The sequence below is a fragment of the Borreliella mayonii genome (genome assembly GCF_001945665.1).
Taxonomy (GTDB): Bacteria; Spirochaetota; Spirochaetia; order Borreliales; family Borreliaceae; genus Borreliella; species Borreliella mayonii.
This window is the reverse complement of the sequence record NZ_CP015780.1, coordinates 249,233-270,482: the sequence shown is the minus strand read 5'-3', so window position 1 is coordinate 270,482 and position 21,250 is coordinate 249,233. Positions and strand designations below refer to the sequence as shown.

15 protein-coding genes and 1 tRNA gene are annotated in these 21,250 nt (G+C 28.2%); 5 read left to right on the top strand and 11 right to left on the bottom strand.

Annotation, left to right across the window (positions count from 1 at the left end):
• The first annotated feature begins 2 nt into the window (after nucleotides 1–2).
• Nucleotides 3–2,366 (top strand): DNA translocase FtsK, encoded by a 2,364-nt coding sequence (locus Bmayo_RS01280; protein ID WP_075551963.1) that lies wholly within the window; start codon nucleotides 3–5, stop codon nucleotides 2,364–2,366.
• 35 nt (nucleotides 2,367–2,401) lie between these two features.
• On the opposite strand, the gene rpsU is transcribed toward Bmayo_RS01280, so the two are convergent.
• Genes rpsU through recJ form a run of 3 tightly spaced genes read right to left on the bottom strand, consistent with a single transcriptional unit; the run spans nucleotide 2,402 to nucleotide 5,689 of the window.
• On the bottom strand, nucleotides 2,402–2,611 hold the full coding sequence (gene rpsU / locus Bmayo_RS01275; RefSeq protein ID WP_002656880.1) for a 30S ribosomal protein S21: 210 nt from the start codon (nucleotides 2,609–2,611) through the stop codon (nucleotides 2,402–2,404).
• A 14-nt stretch (nucleotides 2,612–2,625) separates the two neighbouring features.
• Nucleotides 2,626–3,570 (bottom strand): M23 family metallopeptidase, encoded by a 945-nt coding sequence (locus Bmayo_RS01270; protein ID WP_075551962.1) that lies wholly within the window; start codon nucleotides 3,568–3,570, stop codon nucleotides 2,626–2,628.
• Entirely contained in the window at nucleotides 3,563–5,689 is a 2,127-nt protein-coding gene (gene recJ / locus Bmayo_RS01265; protein ID WP_075551961.1) for a single-stranded-DNA-specific exonuclease RecJ, read from the bottom strand. Before recJ ends, Bmayo_RS01270 begins: the two co-directional genes overlap by 8 nt.
• 275 nt (nucleotides 5,690–5,964) lie before the next feature.
• Between recJ and lon the strand changes: the two genes are divergently transcribed.
• The gene (gene lon, locus Bmayo_RS01260; RefSeq protein WP_075551960.1) at nucleotides 5,965–8,385 is read left to right on the top strand and encodes an endopeptidase La; all 2,421 of its coding nucleotides are present in this window, start codon (nucleotides 5,965–5,967) and stop codon (nucleotides 8,383–8,385) included.
• Here the strand turns inward: lon and Bmayo_RS01255 are convergent.
• From Bmayo_RS01255 to rdgB, 7 genes are all read right to left on the bottom strand, one after another.
• Nucleotides 8,374–10,671, bottom strand: coding sequence for an efflux RND transporter permease subunit (locus Bmayo_RS01255; protein ID WP_075551959.1), 2,298 nt, complete (start codon nucleotides 10,669–10,671; stop codon nucleotides 8,374–8,376). The genes lon and Bmayo_RS01255 overlap by 12 nt on opposite strands.
• Nucleotides 10,672–10,684: 13 nt before the next feature.
• Nucleotides 10,685–13,207 carry a leucine--tRNA ligase gene (gene leuS, locus Bmayo_RS01250; RefSeq protein ID WP_075551958.1) on the bottom strand — a complete coding sequence of 841 codons (2,523 nt, stop codon included), beginning with the start codon at nucleotides 13,205–13,207 and terminating at the stop codon, nucleotides 10,685–10,687.
• A 94-nt stretch (nucleotides 13,208–13,301) separates the two neighbouring features.
• Nucleotides 13,302–13,385: transfer RNA gene (locus tag Bmayo_RS01245), tRNA-Leu, on the bottom strand.
• Between the two features lie 20 nt (nucleotides 13,386–13,405).
• Complete coding sequence (locus Bmayo_RS01240; protein WP_145924580.1) at nucleotides 13,406–14,020, bottom strand: DedA family protein; 615 nt, start codon at nucleotides 14,018–14,020, stop codon at nucleotides 13,406–13,408.
• Nucleotides 14,017–14,721 carry a phosphatidylcholine synthase gene (pcsA, locus tag Bmayo_RS01235; protein ID WP_075551957.1) on the bottom strand — a complete coding sequence of 235 codons (705 nt, stop codon included), beginning with the start codon at nucleotides 14,719–14,721 and terminating at the stop codon, nucleotides 14,017–14,019. The genes Bmayo_RS01240 and pcsA overlap by 4 nt, the downstream gene beginning before the upstream one ends.
• Before the next feature lie 13 nt (nucleotides 14,722–14,734).
• The gene (gene pepF / locus Bmayo_RS01230) at nucleotides 14,735–16,507 is read right to left on the bottom strand and encodes an oligoendopeptidase F (RefSeq protein ID WP_075551956.1); all 1,773 of its coding nucleotides are present in this window, start codon (nucleotides 16,505–16,507) and stop codon (nucleotides 14,735–14,737) included.
• Nucleotides 16,508–16,626: 119 nt separating this feature from the next.
• Entirely contained in the window at nucleotides 16,627–17,232 is a 606-nt protein-coding gene (gene rdgB / locus Bmayo_RS01225) for an RdgB/HAM1 family non-canonical purine NTP pyrophosphatase (RefSeq protein WP_075551955.1), read from the bottom strand.
• Between the two features lie 195 nt (nucleotides 17,233–17,427).
• Between rdgB and Bmayo_RS01220 the strand changes: the two genes are divergently transcribed.
• The 3 genes from Bmayo_RS01220 to Bmayo_RS01210 are packed head-to-tail and all read left to right on the top strand — an operon-like array spanning nucleotide 17,428 to nucleotide 19,489.
• Entirely contained in the window at nucleotides 17,428–18,453 is a 1,026-nt protein-coding gene (locus Bmayo_RS01220; RefSeq protein ID WP_075551954.1) for a M23 family metallopeptidase, read from the top strand.
• Nucleotides 18,454–19,008, top strand: a complete 555-nt coding sequence (locus tag Bmayo_RS01215) for a bactofilin family protein (RefSeq protein WP_075551953.1) — start codon at nucleotides 18,454–18,456, stop codon at nucleotides 19,006–19,008.
• A complete protein-coding gene (locus Bmayo_RS01210) occupies nucleotides 18,995–19,489 on the top strand; it encodes a YaaR family protein (protein ID WP_075551952.1) in 495 nt (164 codons plus the stop codon). The genes Bmayo_RS01215 and Bmayo_RS01210 overlap by 14 nt, the downstream gene beginning before the upstream one ends.
• 92 nt (nucleotides 19,490–19,581) lie before the next feature.
• On the opposite strand, the gene Bmayo_RS01205 is transcribed toward Bmayo_RS01210, so the two are convergent.
• A complete protein-coding gene (locus tag Bmayo_RS01205) occupies nucleotides 19,582–21,165 on the bottom strand; it encodes a glycerol-3-phosphate dehydrogenase/oxidase (RefSeq protein ID WP_145924579.1) in 1,584 nt (527 codons plus the stop codon).
• Nucleotides 21,166–21,250 lie beyond the last annotated feature (85 nt).

Sequence of the window (21,250 nt, the reverse complement as noted above, 5' to 3'; positions counted from 1 at the left end):
ATATGAAAGATTTTTATCAGTATTTTCAATTTTTGTTTTTTTTTATGCTTTCAGTTATTTCTTTTTCTCTTTTTGTAGCATTGACTCCTTTGAGCAATGTATTTATATTTTTTGTTTTCAATCTACTAGGACAAATACTTCTTAATGTTTTTTCATTCTTGTCATTTTATTTAATATTATATCCAATTGTTAATTGGTACGCTTATAAAAAACATATTTTTACTAAACGATTTATATTTAATTGGAATTATACCGTAATATTGTTTTTTACTTTAATATTTTTAATAAAAATTAATTCTAATGTTGAAAAGTCTTATTTTATTAAGATATTTCTTATTAATTTTGGTATAGTATTGGGAAATTTTTTTATTTTTACTCTTTTGATTTTAGAATTTGTTGTTTGGATTTACTTGAATTATGTCTTTTTCAAAGATGTTAATTTTATTTTAGACTCTTTTAAATTTTTAGAGTTTAAGATTAAAATTTTGTTTGAAAATATATTAAGTTATTTTCCCTTTTCAAATTCATTGTCTGTAAAAAAAGATATTAAAGTTTATGGAGATTCTGTAGAGGATTTAAAAGATTCTCAAGTTTTTTATGAGAAAAAGAATATTATTAATGATGAGGAATATCAAGCCCTATGGTCATTTAGCGCTTTTTTAAGAAACAATAAAAAACCTTCCAATATTAATTTAGACAAAACTGTTTTTGAAGACTCGGATCCCGGAGAAGCAAGCTCTTTAAATAAGGATATTTTAAATGATAATGCTTTAAATGCAGGTGAAAATGTAGATAAAATTTATGAATCTTGTGAGTATAAATATTTGGACAATCTTGAGTATAATAGGTTAATTATTAGTGGAAAGGTTAAAGCCTGTGAGATAAGGACTAAGGGTATAATTAGTCAGGTTGCTATTCCTCATGTTTATAATAAAAATGTAGCTTCAAGTAAAAAAAGTGATTTTTATTTTATTGATATTTCAGTTTTTGACCAGAAAGAGATTAAAAATGATGTAGAGGATATTGAATATGATAAAGAAATTCAAAAGCAATCAATTATTCTCCAAGAGACATTAAAAGAGTTTAATATTAATGCTAAATTAATTGATATTATTAAAGGGCCTGTTGTGACAATGTATGCTGTTCGTCCGGATAAGGGAATTAAGCTTTCTAAGATTACTTCTATTTCTGATAATATTGCCTTAAGGCTTGCGGCTATTAGGGTCAGGATTATTGCTCCAATTCCTGGCAGAGAAGCTGTAGGGATTGAAATTCCTAATAAAAGGCGTGAGTTTATTTTGATTTCAGAGATAATAGACAGCAAGGAATTCAGAGGTGATTTTAGAATTCCTTTTGCTCTTGGAAAAGAGATTAGTGGAGAAAATATTGTTTTTGATCTTGTTAATTCTCCACATTTATTAATAGCTGGTGCAACTGGGGCAGGAAAATCTGTTTGTGTGAACTCTTTAATTGCTTCAATTATTTTTTCAAAATCTCCAGATGAAGTGAAATTGATTATGATAGATCCCAAAATAGTTGAGCTTAAACTTTTCAATGATATTCCTCATTTATTAACTCCAGTTATTACAGATGTAAAGAGAGCTTTAGAGGCTCTTAGATGGTGTCTTGATGAAATGGAGAGAAGGTATGTGCTTCTTGATAATTTATTGGTAAGAGATATTTCTTCTTATAATAAAAAAATAAAAGATGAGAATTTGAATTTAATGATCTTGCCATATCTTGTAATAATTATTGACGAATTTGCAGATCTTATTCTTTCTGCAAGAAAAGATTTGGAAAATTTAATTTCTAGACTTGCGGCAATGGCTAGAGCTGTGGGAATTCATTTGGTTCTTGCGACCCAAAGACCCTCAGTTGACGTTATTACGGGAGTAATAAAAGCTAATTTTCCTTCAAGGATTTCTTTCATGGTAGCCAGCTCTATGGATTCAAGAATAATTCTTGGATCTTCTGGTGCTGAAAAGCTTTTAGGAAAGGGAGATATGCTTTATATTAGTTCTTCAAATCCTTTTCCTCAAAGAATTCAGGGCGGATTTTTAAAGGAAAGAGAAGTTTATAGGCTTGTTGAAGAGGTTAAAAAATTTGGTTCTCCAAATTATATTGATGATGAAATATTTATTGATAGTGTGAAAGAGCCAGATTTAGTTGTTCTTGGACCTTCTGATGAGCCAATGTTTGACGAGGCTCTTGAAATTGTTAAATCCACAAGAAAAGCATCAGCATCTTATCTGCAAAGAAGGTTGAAGATAGGTTACAATAGAGCAGCTCGAATTATTGAAATTATGGAAGATATGGGATACGTAGGGCCTGTTAATGGGTCAAAACCAAGAGAGGTATTAATTTAAAATAAAGAGATATCCATTTGAACATCTCTTGTGATCTATCTATTAGTTTTTTGTTTCAATTTTCTTACTTTTTTTGCTTGTTTTCTTTTAAAAGCTTTTTCTTTTTTTACGCGTATTGTGGATGGTTTTTCATAGTATTCTCTTCTTTTCCATTCGCGAATAATTGCTTCTTTTTCAATCATTCTTTTAAAACGTTTCAATGCTTTTTCAAGATTTTCATTTTTATCCACAGTGACTGTTACCAAAAAATCACCTCCTTTTATTCTATTCTTTTAATATTATTTATTATTTTATTTTTGTCAATAAGCATGCCATTTAAAAGGAAATTTGGATTTATTGCTATACCATTAATTCTTACTTCGAAGTGCAAATGAGGACCTGTTGAAAGGCCTGTATTGCCAGTATGTCCAATATATTCTCCAGCACTAACTATTTTATTTTCACTTATTCCCAATTTTGAGAGATGAAGATAAATTGTAAATACGCCTGGCAAATGTTGTATTATAAGAGTATTGCCTGTTAGTTCTCTATTTTGTGCAAATACAACTTTTCCTTTACCAGCAGCAAAAATTGGAGTATTTTCTCTTTTAAATGGGGCATAATCAATTCCATTGTGCATTGTATAATTTGAAATTTTTTTGTCACCTTGCATGTAAAGTCTTAAATCTCCGTATTGGCTTGTTACAATGTATTGATCTTTTATTGGCTTAACTAAGGCATCATAGTGGTATATTGTTGTGTCTCCAGTATTGCCAATAATATTCCACAAAACCAAGGCCTGTTCTTTTTGTTTTATTGATTTTTTTTGGGTGATAAGCTTGGCTTTTTCTTTATTAAAACTAATTTTTGTTCTTTTGAAGTTAAATTTTTTTATTTCTATTTCTTTGATATAGTTTTTATTTTCGAATTCTATTTGAATTTTTCTTTTACCTTCTTTTATCATTGGTGTAATTCCTATAAATGCTATGTAGTAAATTTTACTTCCTACTGTAAATTTAAATGGATAAGAGCTTATGATTGGATTTTTATTTGTGCTTAAAAGCGACAAACTTTTAAAGTTTTGATTACTTGCAAAATATATGTAATCTCCTTGAAATGCTTCTTTTTTATATTGGACCTTAGGAATAGTATTTGTTATTTCTGAATTTATATTTTCTATTCCTATAATACACAATATAAGTAAGATTTTTTGTATTCTATACATTGATTTGAGCACTCTTTTTTATGTCTATGATTTTCAAAATTTTTTCTTTAGGATAATAAAAATCTTCATTAACTGTAAAAATGATGTCTAAATATTGATCTTCTTTTATATTCAATTCTTCTATTTTTTTTGTTCCGTTAAAAAAAATAGCTTTATAGTAATCGTTTTGTGATTTAATTCTCATGTTTATATGTTTTGAGCTATGATTTTTATCAATTATTTTGAGTTCTTGAAGATAAACATTTTCCATCATTAATATTGGTTCTCTAAATTCATATCCATAAGGTTCGAACATTTCTATTGTTTTGAAAAGAGAATCTTTTGTTAAATTCTTTGGAAGAATGGCATCTATTAATATTGATTTGTTTTCATCAGTAGTATCATATTTAACTTTTGTAGTTGCATATTCTAATTCTTTAATAAAGTCTTCAAGTAAATTTTCATGCAGCGTAAATCCAGCAGCAGCTTTATGTCCCCCCGAATTTATTACTAAATGGGAAGGTATTATTGATATTAGTGTTTTTGAATTGATTTTATTGTTTGATCTAATTGATCCTTTAATAATATTATCTTGCTTTGTTAAAAAAATAGCAACTTTTTGGTAGTAAGCAGAAAGTCTAGTTGCAATTCTAGAGCTTATTCCTTTTGGGGTATTTTTATCGTAGCAAACTATGAATTTATCGTTTTTAAAAATAGTATTTTTATTATGCGAATTCCAAGCTTTTTCTTCTTTGTATTTTCTCAGTTTGTTGATTTCTTTTATTTCTTTAAATTTATTTTCTATTTGATTAATGTCGTTAGTTAATAAAAAATTTATTGCAATTTCTGCTTTTTCAAGCCTTCCTGTTGAGTTTAATATTGGTGCAATTTTATATGCAATATCCATTGAAGTTATATTTGGTTTTGTTAATATGTTTGCATCTTTTAATAGATAATTAATAGACATTCTTTCTCTTAGTGCAATTTCTTTAAGTCCTGCTTTTAGGATTATTCTGTTTTCATTGATAATAGGCATATTGTCTGCTATTGTTCCTATTGCAACAAAGCTAAGTCTTTTTAAGCATTTTTGGAGCAAATTTTTATTAGTTTCAAAAATTACGTTGTAAAATATGTAGTAAAGCTTGTCTTTAATCTCAACTTCTTTATATCTGAAATATTTAATTGATTGGATTAATTCTTTTAATGTTTTTTTTCTAAAATTTGGATATTTTTTTATAAAATTTTCACTAATATCAATTGTGTTCATCTTTATGCTTCTTGCAAAGTGTTTATTCAATAATTGGTCTTGATCTTCTTTATTAAAGATTACTATGTATTTGTTTTGTACGAATTTTTCTAGTTTGTTTGAGTTAATTAAAGGGTCATTTTTATTATTTAATCTTAGATATTGTTTTAAAATATAGTTGTTTATTTCTATTGCATGAAGAATAATTTCATTTTTTGTTTTTTCTAAAAATAAAAATACAAGGCTTTTAGAATAAAGGTCTGTAAAGGATATGCTAAGAGCAAGACAAGTTTTAAAACTTACACAACATCCTGCTATTTCTTTGAATGGATATTTGTCATCTTTTAGATGAGGATTTATAACTATGCTTTCAGTTTTGAAATCTTCGCTTGGAAGATGGTGGTCTGTTATTATTATTTCTATTCCTTTTGAATTTGCATAATTTATTTCTTCAATACTAGAAATACCATTATCAACAGTTATTATTAAAGAAATTTTTTTTTCTAAAGCTATGTTGATTAATTCGTTTGAAAGTCCATAAAATTCTCCATTTGAAGGTATTTTATAGCTCACATTAAGTCCAAAATCTTTAAGAGTTTCATACATTATTATTGTTGCTGTAATTCCATCAGCATCTTTATCTCCAAAGATTAATATGTTTTCATTATTTTTGATTGCTTTATTAATTCTTTTTATAAATTTATTTATATTTTTTAATAAAAATGGGTTGTGTAATAAATTTACGCTGTCTTCAAGAAAAAACATAAAATCTTCTTCTTTGATTTCTCGCTTTATAAGTAAAGTTGCTTCAAAGGTATTGATATTATATTGCTTAGCAATGCGAGTTAATTTTTGGGCTTGTATGTTAGTTTCTTTTTGTTTCCAAATTTTCATTTACTTCTCTAGAATTCATTTTTAATCGATTTTTCAAGGATTCTTCTTTATTAGCTTCACCATAGATTAATTAATTTTAAGTAGTAGTTATTGTGTTTATTGTTGAATGGTTTAGCTTTAGTGGATTGCAATTTTTGTCATAATCCAAATTCATATTTATAATTTTAACTGTGAAAATTCTCATTTTATCATTTTATAATAAAAGAAAATATTATTAAATGAATTTCCATAAAATATTTGTTTTGTTATAATTAGCTTAGGAGATTTCAAATTTTATGGATGAATCTAAAAAAGCTAGGCTAGGAGATAAAAAGAAAGAAAAAGCCGTAGCTGGGATTTTGCCTCATTCTAATAAACCCGCAAGAGTGCCTTTAATAGCGGTTCCTTCTCATCCAGTTTTTCCAGGGATGTTTATTCCGATTGTTCTAATCTCTGATTCTGATATGAAAGCAGTCGATTATGCTATGAAGGGCAATGGAATCATTGCCTTATTTGTTTTGAATGATAAATTTTTAGGAAAAAACAATAATAATGCTCAACAGAAATTAATTATTGATTATAGTAAAGATATTTATTCTGTTGGAGTTACTGGAAAGATAATAAAAAAAATTAATCTTCCAGATGGTGGTTACAATATATTTGTTTCAACTTTTGATAGGATTAAATTTGTTAAAGTTGTTCTTAATGACAAGTTTCCTATAATTGAGATTGACTATTTAAAGCAAATTCCGGTTAGAAAAGATGATATTCAATCAAAAGCGGTTTACAGTAGTATCTTGCTTAGAACCAAAGAGATATTTACACATAGAAAAATGCCGGAAGTTCAATTAAATATGGTTAATATTGAGGATAAGGGAAAGCTATGTGATATTGTGGCCAGCACTATTTCATCTTCAAAAAATGATCATCAAATAGTTCTTGAAACTTTAAATGTAAAAGATAGGCTTAAGAAAGTTTTAGAGCTAATTTATGAAGAGCTTAATTTAATTGAAATTCAAAATAAAATTGCTAAGGGCATTCAAGAGAGATTAGAGAAACAACAAAAAGAGTTTTTTTTAAAAGAACAGCTTAAAGCTATTAAAGCTGAACTTGGCATAGGAGATAAAAAAAACAGTGATTTAGAAAAGCTTAAAACTAAGCTAAAGGCTTTAGAGCTGAAGGGAGAGTCTTTAGAGGTAGTTGAAAAAGAGTTGGAAAAATTTTCACTTCTTGAGACAAGCTCAGCTGAATATATTGTTGTTAGAAATTATCTTGAACTTATTACTGAGCTTCCTTGGCGAGATTTGAAAATTAATTTTGATAAATTAGATTTGCAAAAATCTAAAAAAATTTTAGATAAAACTCATTATGGAATGAACGAAGTTAAGGATAGAATTATTGAATATATTTCTGTTCTGAAATTAAGAAAGACTCAAAAGGGGGCTATTATTCTCTTGGTGGGACCTCCTGGTGTGGGGAAAACTTCTATTGGGGCAGCTATTGCAAAGGTTTTGCGTACCAAGTTTTTTAGATTTTCTGTTGGTGGAATGCGTGATGAGTCAGAGATCAAGGGGCACAGAAGGACTTATGTTGGTGCTTTGCCTGGAAAAATTATTCAGGGCTTAAGAATTACTAAGACAAATTCTCCTGTTTTTTTAATTGATGAGGTGGATAAAATTTCTGCTTCAAGTTATGGGGATCCTTTTTCAGTTCTTCTTGAAGTTTTAGATCCTGAACAGAATGTTAGATTTAGAGATCATTATCTTGACCTTCCTTTTGATATTTCAAATGTATTTTTTATCTTAACTGCTAATTCTGTTGAAACAATACCAAGACCTTTGTTAAATAGAATGGAGGTTATTGAAATTTCTGGATATGTTGATAACGAAAAAATAGAGATTGCAAGAAAGTATTTAATTCCCAAAGTTTTGAGTGAAAACGGAGTTGATAAAGATTCTTTAAAATTTCAAAGTTCAGCCCTTGTTCAAATTGCTCAAGAGTATGCAAGAGATAATGGAGTGAGAAATTTTGAAAAATATTTAAACAAAATTGTAAGAAAGGTTGCTAGAAAGCTTATTGAGAATGCTGAGGTTAAATCTTATCAAATTTCCAATGACAATCTAGAAGAATATGTTGGTGTGCCTGTTTTTAGAAAGGAAAGCATGCCCAATGCTATGTATTCGGGGATGGTAATGGGCCTTGCTTGGACAAATTATGGAGGTTCAACTTTAATGATTGAGACTGTAAAGACGGAATCCAAGGTGGGCGGAATTAAATTAACAGGTAGACTTGGGGATGTTATGAAAGAATCTGCTAATATTGCCTATACTTATGTTAATAGTATTAAAGGAGATCTAAATATTAGTAAATCTTTTTTTGAAAAAAATATTATTCATTTACATATTCCAGAAGGAGCTACTCCAAAAGATGGACCTTCTGCAGGAATTACAATAGCTAGTGCTTTTATCTCTCTTGCTCTTAATAAGGTTGTTAGGCCCCATTTGGCTATGACAGGGGAACTTTCTCTTACTGGGAATGTAATGATGATAGGGGGTCTTAGAGAAAAAATAATTGCAGCAAAGCGTAGTGGCGTAGAACACATTATTGTTCCTAAAGCAAATAGAGTGGATTTAGAAGAGATTCCTATTAATATTAGGAGCGGTATTAATTTTTATCTTGTAGATAATATGCGCGAAGTCATTAAATTATTGTTTTAATTTTTTTAAATTGTTGTTTGAGACTAGTTTTACTCTAGGTTTAAACAAATGAATTAATAATGGAAGAAGGGTTAGCGATGCAAGAGATGTCGTTAGCATTGTAAAAGCAATTATTGCTCCAAGAGTTGATATTATTTTATAAGACGAAAATGTTAGAGTTAAAAATCCTATTCCAACAGAAATAGAATTTGCAAATATTCCATTAAATACGCTGGGTATTGATTCAAGAAGGGCAGTTTTGTAGATTTGATTTTTTTGGTATTTTAAAATAAACGTATTGAAAAAATGAATTGAATAATCTACTCCTACTCCCATACTTACAGATGCAATTGTTGCTGTTGCAGGGTTTAAGGTTATTCCAAATAACCTCATTACAGCAAAGTTTAAAAACACTGACCATGCTACTGGGATTGCAATAATTATTCCGGTTTTTATAGATTTAAAGAAAAACATAAGTAGTAGTGTTATTGATCCAAGAGTTGTTATAATGTTCATAACCTGTTCTTTTACCATTGTTTTAGCTATTAATACCTTATCATAAACTCCTGAGAAATGGTATTTATTATTTTTCATATATTCATTAATTGTTTTAATAGCATATTTTTCAAATTTTTTTATTCCTTCGGTTGAGTTGTCTTCAATTCTGACCATGATAGATATTAATGACCAATCATCATTAATGTACATTTTTTTATTATCTTTAGTCCAATCACTTCTATCTACCAAATTTATTAGTTTGTTTAGTATAATTTTGTTTTCAGGCAGTTTATACTCTAGTGGGGATTCTTTTTTAATTTTAAAATTTGTAAATTTTAAAATTCCATTAATAGAGCTAGATTGAGTTTTTGCAGAAAATGCATCAAGTTTGTCTGTAATTAAGTCTAAGATTTGCATTGCTTTAGCATTTTTAAATTCACCAGGGCTGCCTTCAAGTTCTATTTTGAAAATTGATATTCCCCCCATTTCTTTTTGCATTAAGTTTAATGTTTTTTTTACACTTGTGCTTTCTTTAAAGTAATCTTTTTCATCAAAATTGATTTCGATCTTTAAAAGACCTATAAAAGAAATTCCAAGTATAATGAGGACTATTATAGAGGATATATATTTTCTTTTTAATATAGATTTTGTTATTTGTGTATTTAGTTTGGCAAGTCTTTCAAGGAAAAATATTTTATTTAGTTTATTTTCTTTTTCAAAAGACTTTTTTTTTGCAAATGGGATTAATGTTATTATTCCAGGTAAAACGGTTAATGAGGTTATCATCGAGATAATTACTCCAATTGACATGAAAATACCCATTGTTTTGTAGGCATTAATTGAAGAGGTTGTAAGAGATAAAAATCCAAATGCCGTTGTAAGAGATGTTAGCAGGATGGGTGTTTTAAGTTTTTTAATTGTTGCTTTTATGGATTCTTTTGAGAGTTGTTCTTTTTTTATTAATTTAAATATTTCATTTATTATGTGTACAGCATTGGCGCATCCGATTGAAATAAGTAAAACAATCATTGAAGTTTCTGGCACTGTAATAGGGGATTGTATAAGTCCTTTAATTCCAAAAGTCCAAATCAATGATAATAATGCAATAAAAATAGGAATTAATGCTCCAATTAGATTTTTTATAATAAGATAAAGTGAAATTATTACTACAAAAGTAGCAAGAGGTCCTAAGATCTTGAAGTCTTCAACCATGTAGTTTAAGATTTTTTCTCTTACTATTAAATCTCCTGTAAGATACAACTTTAGATCGTCTGTTTCATATTTTTTGATTGTTTTTTCCATCTCATCAAGTTCAGTTTTTAAATTTCTACTGAAGTTTATTTTATCACTTTCTGATGGGATTATTATGAAGTATATTAAATTTTCTGAGTTACCTAAGAATGTGTTTTTTACAAATGGAGTTGATTTTATTTTATTTTTTATTTCTTCTATATCTTTATCTGTGTAGACTTCTTTTTTAAATTGTGGAAAATAAGAAAATATGCTTGTAACGGCATTTGGAGATACTTTTAAAATTTTAGTTATTTCATTGATTACGCTGTTTATTGTTTCAAAATTTTTTTTATTGAAAATATTTTTTTTATCTTGAAATATTACTATTGTGGATAAAAGTGAATTACTTTTGTCAATGTCTATTAAACTTTCAGTTTCTTTGGTCTTGGGTATAAGTTTTAAGATGTTTGCATCGAATTTAAGATTTTTAAAAAAAAATCCTAAAAAAATAGTAATTAAGATAAATATTGTGAATATAATTCCTTTATATCTAATGCTTAGACTTTCAAAGTCCATATCATGCCTCTTTTTACTTTATTACTATGTTGACAAGCTTGTTTTTAATTACAATTATTTTTACTATTTTTTTATTGAATAAGTTTGATTGTATTTTACTATTTTTCATTGCTATTTCTTTTAGTTCTTCTTCACCTGTTTCTTTGTTTAGTAAAATTTTGTCTTTTATTTTTCCATTTATTTGTAGGACAATTTCTTTTGCGTCTTTAATAATAAGGCTTTCATCGAATTTTGGCCATTTTGAATTTTTAAATAAACTAGGAAGCTCCCCAATATATTCCCATAGCTCTTCTGCTAAATGTGGCGCATAAGGGGATAAAATAACGATAAACGGTTTAAATATGTTTAAATAATTTTTTTCATACTTTAGAAGTTCATTTATAAATATCATCATGGCGGAGATTGCAGTATTGAAATTTAGTTTTTCTGTGTCTTCTGTGACTTTTTTTATTACTTTGTGTAGTTTAGATATTATTTCCTTTGGAGGATTGTCTTTTGATAGTTCTTTTTCTCTTAAGCTCCAAATTTTATTTAAAAATCGAAAAACGCCAATAATGCCTTTAGTATTCCAAGGCTTAGAATCTGTTAGTGGTCCCATAAACATTTCATAAATTCTCATTGAGTCTGCTCCAAATTCCTTAATAATGTCGTCTGGGTTTATTACATTTTTTAAAGATTTTGACATTTTGGCAATTACTTGGGTTACTTCTTTGTTATCTTTTTTGTCAAAAAATTTATTATCTTTTTCTATAACTTGGTCATTAGGTATTAAAACTCCATTTTCTTTTTGATAAGAAAATGACGTTATTATGCCTTGATTTATTAGCTTTTTAAAAGGTTCTTTGGTATTTACATATCCTAGGTCATAAAGAACTTTGTGCCAAAACCTTGAGTAAAGCAGGTGTAATACTGTATGTTCAGCCCCACCTATGTATAGGTCAACCGGCATCCAATATTCAATTTTTTTTTTGCTTGCAAACTCTTTTGGGTTTTTAGGGTCGAGGTATCTTAAATAATACCAACAAGAGCCTGCCCATTGAGGCATTGTATTTGTTTCTCTTGTAAAACCCGTATCTTTTACGTTTACCCAATCTTTAATCCTTGATAAAGGAGATTCTCCTGTTCCAGAAGGTTTATAGTTTGCAATTTCTGGAAGCTTTAAGGGAAGATTATTTTCCTCTAAGGGTATTGCATTTCCAAGTTTATCAAACAAAATGGGTATAGGTTCTCCCCAGTATCTTTGCCTTGAAAAAATCCAATCTCTAAGCTTGTAGGTAACTTTTTCTTTCCCCTTTTTGTTTTTAGTAAGCCATTCTATTACCTTATCTTTTACTTCAGAATTTTTAAGATTATTAAATTCATTAGGAGAATTTATTGAAATTCCGTCATTAAGAAATGCTTTTTCTAATATTTCATTTTTTCCTGATTTTGATATTACAGGTAAAATTTTTAATTTATACTTTTTAGCAAATTGAAAGTCCCTTTCATCATGCGCTGGAACACCCATTACAGCTCCGGTTCCGTAAGTTCCTAGTACGTAGCTTCCAACCCAAATTGGAATTTTTTCATTTGTTATTGGATGAAGCGCATAAGATCCTGTAAAAACCCCTGATTTATCTTTTTCAAGAGAGGTTCTCTTAAGATCACTTTTGAGTTCTTCTTGCTTTACATATTTTAAGACATTTTTTTTAAAGTTATTTTTTGTTATTTTTTCTATTAGTTTATTTTCTGGTGCGATCACTAAATATGTGATACCAAAGATTGTATCTGGCCTTGTTGTAAAGACTTTGATTTTATCGCTGTGGCCTTCAATTTCAAACTCAATTTCAACTCCTGTTGATTTGCCAATCCAATTTCGCTGCATTTCTTTTACAGATTCAGGCCATTCTAATTCTCCAAGGTCGTTTAACAATCTTTCAGCATACTTTGTAATTTTTAGAACCCACTGTCTTAAATATTTTTTTTCGACGTTGTAAAATCCTCTCTCAGATTTTGGTCCATCTGGAGTTTGAATAATCTCTTCATTTGCTAATACTGTTCCAAGCTCAGGACAGTACCATACAGGCATTTCTTTTGCATAAGCCAGGCCTTTTTTATATAATTGCAAGAAAATCCACTGTGTCCATTTATAGTAATTTTCCTCATGTGTTCTAATTTCTCGATCCCAATCATAGGCAAATCCCAAAGCTTTTATTTGTTTTTTAAACTTATTAATATTTTCCTCTGTGCTTTTTTGAGGATGAGTTCCTGTTTGTAATGCGTAATTTTCAGCAGGAAGTCCAAAGCTATCAAATCCCATTGGATGAAGCACATTAAATCCATTCAAAAGCTTGTATCTTCCAAATATATCAGTTGCTGTGTATCCTTCTGGATGGCCAACATGAAGTCCGTTGGCAGAAGGATAGGGGAACATGTCAAGTATATATAATCTTTTTTCTTTGGGAATGCTTAGATCTTCTTCTACTTTGTATGTTTTGTTATTATCCCAAAATTCTTGCCATTTTTTTTCAATTTTTATGAATTCGTATTTAGACATTTGTCCTCTTGAAAATCAACCTATAATTATTCTCTAGTATCTTTTTAAATCACATTTTTTCTAATTTTATTCAATAAGCTGCTAACAATTTTGATGCTGTGAACTGGACTTGAACCAGCACGGGTTTGCACCCACTAGCCCCTCAAGCTAGCGTGTCTACCACTTCCACCACCACAGCGCTGTTAACCATTATATTTTTTATTTTAAATTTTTGTCAACTTTTTTATTTTTTTTAATTACGTAGATTATTATTGTTGTAGCTATTACAATAATAAATATTGTAAATATAATTATTTTTATTTTTGAAAATATTATTTCAAATGATTGTCCTAGTTTAAAGCTTAGAGTAAAATAAACCATTATTGAGAGCAAAGTTGCAAAAAAGTCAGAAACAATAAATAAATTGGATTTCATATTTCCCATTCCCGCTGATATAAATATTGCGTTTCTAACTCCAAAGGGTATAAATCTTCCTATAAATAAAGTTAATACTCCGTATTGACCATAATAGTAATTTATTTTGTCAAGCAGGTTATTGTCTTTTTTGTTTTTAAACAATTTATTCCCCATTAATTTCCCAATGTAAAAAGATATTATGTCCCCAATATAGGCTCCCCAAAAAATTCCCAAAAATATTAATACAGTATATTCATTTTTTCTACTAGATAAAATCCCACCCATTAGTACTATTGCATCCTCAGAAATAGGGACATTAAGCCCTGCTAAAATTAGCAAAGAAAAAAATACTATTGGGGAATAAGCTATATTTGAATCAATATATTCTATTATTGTGTTTATATACATTTTTGTCATCTATTTCTTGTTTTATAGGTTAAATATATGCTTGCTAAAGTTAAATATGCAAAGTAAAGGATAAGAACCGTTTTTGCTATTTTTAACGTTGTTGTGGATAGTTCTGAAAATATTGATACAACAAATATTGGGCAGCTTATTATTGTTATTGGTATAGTAATTTTCCTTAATTCTTTAGTTTTTGATGGATAAATAAATTTTATTGGGATAAAGCTTGTTATAATGCATATTGACATTGCAATAAAATTTGTTATTTGCTCTATTTTAAAGATTATGTTTAATATCACAAAGAGATTCCATAAAGAAGGAAATCCTCTAAAGTAGTTATCATTTGTTTTTGCATCTGTTCTTGAGAATTGGTATGCTGATGAGAGTAAAATTCCAATGCAAATGGCGACTTTATATTTTTCTTCAATGAATTCTCCTAAATAAAAAAATATAACAGGTATGAATGTATAGTTTATGTAGTCTGTAATATTATCAAGTAGAGTGCCATCAATTTCAGGTATTAATTCTTTCACTTTAAGCTTTCTTGCCATAGTTCCATCAATTCCATCTATTATAAGCCCTATTACTGTTAACCTTAAAAGAAGAGAATAATCACCATTTACAATTGAAATTATTGAGTAAAGTCCTACAATCAAGCCAGATGCTGTAAAAATATGTACAAGCCAAGCTAAAATCAAATTGATATTTTTCACAGTAAATCTCCTTTTATTGGAATATTTTTTTTATCTCTTCAAGTCTACATTTAAAAATATTAATAGTGTTTTCTATTGTTGCTTTTTTTGTTAAATCTACTCCGGTAATATTTAAGGAATCTAGTGGATATTTAGAACCACCTGTTTTTAAAAATTTTATATAATTTTTTACTGCATCTTTTTTATTTTCTTTAATATCTTTGTATATTGACAGAGCAGCTGCAATGCCTGTAGCATATTGATACACATAAAAGGGTGAATAAAAGTGAGGAATTCTAAGGCATTCAAGTGGACTTAATTCATCAAATTTTAGACTAGGTCCAAAGTATTTTTTTAGCAAATTCATATAAGTTTCTATTAGTGTTTCTTTTATAACAGATTCTTCCTTGCTAATCATTTCATGAATAATGTACTCAAATTCAGCAAACATTGTTTGTCGGAAGAATGTTGAAATCATGTCGTCAATTTGTGTGAGTTTTATATATTTTATTTTTTTAGTATCGGTTTCGTTTTTAAGCAAATATTCTGCTAATATTTGTTCATTAATTATTGATGCTATTTCTGCTTCGAAAATGGAATAATTATAGTGTGGAAATTGATTGTTTTTTATACTAAAGTAAGAGTGCATTGAATGTCCTGCTTCGTGTGCAAGTGTAAACATATCTCTTATTGATTCGTCTTTGTAATTAAGAAGTATGTAAGGTTTTCCGTTGTATGATCCAGCGCTAAAAGCCCCTGATCTTTTTCCAGTATTCTCGTATTTATCAACCCATCTTTCTTTTAAAAGACCATTTCTTAGGGTTTTTGTATATTCATTTCCTAGTATCTCTAAAGATTTTAATATTTTCTCACAAGCTTCTTCAAACGAATTTTTAAATGTTATTCCTTTTGTTAATGGCACGTAAACATCATAGTGATATAGATATTCTTGGTTTAAAACTTTTTTTCTAAACTCATAATAGTCATTAAGCACAGATAAATTTTCATTGACAGTTTCGATTAAATTTGTATAAACTTTTTTGTCAATGTTGTTTGAAAAGAGTTGCATTGAAAAAGTATTTTGAAACTTTCTTGTCTTTGCAATAAAGTGATTTTTCTTAAAGTCTGAAATAATAAGATTAGCAAGTGTATTCTCATTATTTTTGTATTTTTGATAAAATTTTAAAAAAGCTTCTTTTCGTATTTTTTGATCTTCGTTTTGTAGAAATAGTGTGTAAGTGGAATTGGTTAAAGGGCGACCATTGATTTCTCCAAATTCCATATCAGCATTTGTTAATGCTGAGAATATGTTTTGATAAGATGAGTAAATAGGTGTGTAGTTGGCAAGTATTTTTTCTTCTTGTTCGCTTAAAATGTGGTTTTTTTCTCTTAGTATTTTTTCAATTGCAATCTTTTTATCCTTAAGTTCTGGCTCATTTATCCAAGCTTGAATTTTTTTTTCGTCTGTTTTTAGTATTTTCGGCATGAAGTATGAGGTAGTATTAGATACTTTTGTAGCTAAGTTAACACATATAGAATATATTTTATTTGAATCCTTGTTTGTTACATCTGTTTCTAATTGAAGCATTGCATAGTAAGAGACTTTCTCTAAATCTTCCATGATTTCATAATATTTGTTTAAAATTTCTTTAAACAAATCAAAATTTAATTCCAATTTTTCATATTTTTTAAATTCTTTGGTTTTGATTTCAATAGCATTGATTGCTTTTGCATATTCTTCTTCATTTTCAAATAGAAAAGATAAATCCCATTTATCATTCTCATTGATTTCATTTCTATTTATCACTAAATTCTCCTCTTCCTTTTTTTATTGTTTGGAAAGAAATAATAAGTCGAAATTTTATAAACATTGTGCTTTTTATTTTACAATAAAGTCTAAACTTTATATATAAAAAGCCTTTAAGTTTAGCTGTTGAATAAAGATTCTAATAAAAATTTTTTAAATTTTAAAAATGCTATTCCTCGATGGGATATTTTGTTTTTTTCTTCAAGTGTTAGATCGCTAAGTTTTTTATTATTTTTAGTTAAAAATATTGAATCATAGCCAAATCCATAGTTTTTGTCATTATTTAAACTTAAGGCAATTTTTCCCTTAATAATTCCTTCAAAATTTAATATTTTTTTATTTTTTGATATATAGCTTATGTTGCATATAAAATACGCTTTTCTGTTTTTTTCATTTTTCATTAAGTCTAAAATTAGTTGGTTTTTTTCATTAGTGCTTAATTTTTTACATAGCTTATAAATGTCATATCTTTTGGAGTAAATTCCAGGCTCCAAGTTTAGTGCCTCAATGCACAACCCAGAATCTTCCCCAAAAACATTTTGATTTTTATTTAAAATTTCAAACAGTGCTTTTGCTTTAAGCAAAGAGTTTTCTTTAAATGTTTTTCCTGTTTCTTTTATATTAAAATTTTGGGGGACTATTAAGTTTAAATTAGGTATATCTAATATATTTTTTACTTCATTTATTTTATTTTCATTTGTTGTTGCAAAAAATAGTGTTTTCATCTATATAATAATAAAGTATTTATGAGTTTAATTTCATAATCGTATTGGTTTTAAATATTATTCTCTTTAATTTTTTATATTTGTTGAGCATTTTTGTACTAGGTTTTTATAGAAAAATTTGGATTTTTGTCTAAGGTATTTAAATAAATTTTTAATTTTTTTGTTTTAGTATGGTAATTTTTGGTAAGGTTTGTTATGAAGAAAAGAATTAAATTTAAGATTATTTTGGGTTTTAAAGGAATTTTAAAGTTTTTTTTAGCTATTTATAATTCTTTGTTTATAGCCCTTAAGGTTGTACATTCTTTTTTTAAGCAAAATATTAGTTTTATGATTATTCCCCATGTTAAAGGGAATGTAAAAAATATTAAAATTTCTTTTTTGACTTTATTTTTCTTTGCTACTTTTTTTTTTGGCGGTTTTATAGGGTTTGTTTTGCTTGCTGTTAATTATGTTACTCTCTCATCAATTGTGAAATCCACAGAGAAAAATTACTCTTTGGCAGAATCTGAGATTGAAGATTTTAGAAATACAGTTGTAGAAATTAACTCTGTTGCAAAAAATTTTTCTAAAATTTTAGATGAGCTTAAAACTTCTTTAAAAATCAACTCTAATGGTGTTGATTTAAATAAAAATAAACTAGATGGAGATCTTTCTGATTTTATTGATTTGCAAATTTTAGAAGCTAATTCAATAAAAGAGCTTAGCGATCTTAAAAATATTAAAAGCAAAATAGAAAGTTCAATTCCTCCTCTTAAAAGCATAGTTAAGGTATTGCACGCTCAGGACAAGCTTTTAAATGATATTCCTTCTCTTTGGCCTCTTGCGGGTGGATCTGGAATTATTACCCTGCATTTTGGTCCAGCTATTGAGCCTTTTACTAGGCAGTGGTATATTCACAAAGGCATAGATCTTGGAGGAGTTAGAATTGGAACTCCTATTGTTGCAACTGCTGATGGGGAAGTTGTTAGAGCAAGCTATCAATCAGCAGGCTATGGCAATTTTGTTCAAATTAAGCATAAGTATGGACTTGCTACTCTTTATGCGCATATGTCGCGTCTTAATACTTCTAAAGGGTCTTATGTCAAAAAGGGGCAGATAATTGGATTTATGGGGCAGACAGGCTATGCAACGGGCCCACATGTTCATTATGAGGTTCGTGTAGGTTCTCAAGTTATTAATCCTGATATGTATTTGAATTTAGCAACAGGAGCTTCGAAATAGATGTTAAATTTTTTGAATGTGAAAAAAGAAAGAAAAGCCTCTCCTTTGTTTATTTTTGACGAAATAAAAACAATAGTGGGTGTTGGTGATTTTTTTAAAGGAGATTTAGTTTCAAATAATTTTATTCGGCTTGATGGTGATTTTATAGGCACTATTAGCTCTACGAAAAGAGTAATTATTGGAGAGAGTGGCAGAGTTAAATCTAGTATTGATGCTAATGAACTTGTTATTTCTGGAATGGTTGTGGGCAATATTTATGCTAAAAGCAAGATTAAAATATTTGCATCAGGGTGTGTTATTGGGAATATTTCTTGTAAGTCGATTGAAGTTGAAGAGGGTGCTATTATTGATGGGTATATGGATATTGGTTCTGAATACCTTAGAGCTCCTGAAAGAAACACCCTTTTTTATACTGGCTCTTATAAGGTTAATGAAGATCTTTTAATTGAAATCAATAAGGAGCATCAAGAAGAAAAAAAATCTTTTCAACTTTTAGAAGGTGAAGATGATAAATATTTTTCAAGTGTTGTGAGTAAAATAGATGAAAGTAAATAATTTGATTGCTGGGGCATTAAATCTTAATTCAAAAGATTATAAAAAAAGTGGCAAAAAGGTATTTTTTGATAAAAGCAATGTTTTTTCTTCGGTTTTTCAGATTGAAAGCGCTAAAGAGGATAAGCATTTTATTTTGCTTGAAAATGGAGAATTTAATCTCGACTTAATTAAAAGCATGTTGGATGGAATTAATGAGACTGGTGAGAGGCTTTTGAGTGAGCCTTCTAGGCAAAATGTGATTTTTTATAAAAAAGTTATTTCAGAGTTTATGTCTATTATTATATCATCTTCTGTTTGTTTGAAAGAACAAAAAGGGGGAAGTTTGGGAGATTCTAAGCGACCCAAGTATAGAATTATTAAGATTATTAACGATAAGTTAGACAAACTTGCCCATTCTGTTTTACAAAATCAAATGACTCAGATTAAACTTTTAGATAGCATTGAAGAGATTCAAGGTTTACTTGTGAATTTATTAATGTGAATTGGGTTTTAGATTTTTTCAATGTTTTAAGTTTTAAATTAAAAGGGATTGTTTAACAATCCCTTTGTTTAATAGTAAAAATTAAATTAATTTTAAATTAAATATTTTTTACTTATTTCTAAAAAGTTTTTTATTTGTTCATTTTTCCACTCTTCAGATTTATTTAATTTTTTCATCATTATTTCAGCAACTCTTGGAGCGGCTTCAATTGTAGCTTGAGGATTTAAGGGTAGCGATCTTGTTCTTCTTGCTAAAACATCCTCAATAGTTTTGGCTTGCTCAAATTCAATTGAAAAAGCTATTTGGGCTTCATTTAAATCCAAGTTTTTGTGTATCTTTTTGTCAAAACCCTCCATATTTTTTAGAATTTCAAAGTCGCTGCCATAAGCTCTAAAAGGTTCAGGAATTTTCATTGCCTCTTCTTTTTTAAGGTAGCCGTGCAACTTTAAATTTTCTGTAGTTGGTTTGCAATTTGGTATTAAATTTTTTTCTATGGCCTTGAGCAAAGTTTTTTCTGCCATTTTTCTATATGTAGTATATTTGCCTCCCGCTATTGTAATAAGATTTGAATCTGATATAAATATTTTTTCATTTCTTGAGATTTTTGAAGTGTTGCCTTCAGCTTTTGGGTCCATTATTAATGGTCTTATTCCGGTATATACACTTTTTACATCTGATTTGTCTATTTTAATATTTAAATAGTTGTTTAAATTATTTATTATAAAGTCAATCTCTTCGTCAAATCTTTTAGGTTCTTCTTCTATTTCTTTTATTGGAATATCAGTGCTTCCGCAAACAACACTATCATGCCAAGGAATAGCAAATAAAATCCTATTATCACTAGTTTTAGGCATTAATATTGCATGATTTTTGGGAAATTTATCTTTTTTGATTATTAAATGGCTACCTTGGGAAGGTTTAATGATGTTTAAAGCTTTTTCATCATCCAATTTTCTTATTTCATCTGAAAATATTCCTGTTGCGTTTATTATGCATTTGCTTTTTAATGAAATTTGTTCTTTTGAAAATTTATTTTGTATGAGAGCTCCTGAAAGTTTTCCGTTTTCTTTGTTGAATTTTTTAAGTTCTGTATAGTTAAGTGCAATACCTCCTTTTTCGGTAAAAGTTCTTAGTAATGTTATTGCCATTCTAGCATCATCAAATGAATCGTCGTAATATAGAACAGAGCATTTAAGACCTTCTGTTTTAATATTAGGAGCTTTTTCGATGGTAGATGTTTTGGATAGTAATTTAGTTTTATATTTGGCAGTTTTTTCTTTGCCCATAAGATTGTGATAGTAAACTAATCCAAAATAATAATAAGGTATTTCTAAAATATTATAAATAGGAGTGATAAGCGCACACTCGTTAATTAAATGAGGTGCATTTTTTTCAAGAATGGCTTTTTCCTGTAAAGCTTCTTTAACTAAAGAAATATTCCATTGGGCTAAATATCTTACTCCGCCGTGAATTAATTTGCTTGATCTAGAGGAAGTTCCTTTTGCATAATCAAATTTTTCTATAAGTATTGTTTTATATCCCCTTGTGATTGCGTCTACTGCAATGCCAAGACCTGTTGCGCCTCCTCCAATTATTATAAGATCAAATTCTTGATTTTCAAGATCTTTTAATTTTGTTTCTTTGTTATTATTCATGAAATTTAAATATTCCTCCATTTTAGTTGATTTCTTTTCTTTTTAGCTAAATACTAGATTTAAAAAATTCGAAAAGTCCATTTGTTTTAATTTTAATTAGTACTAT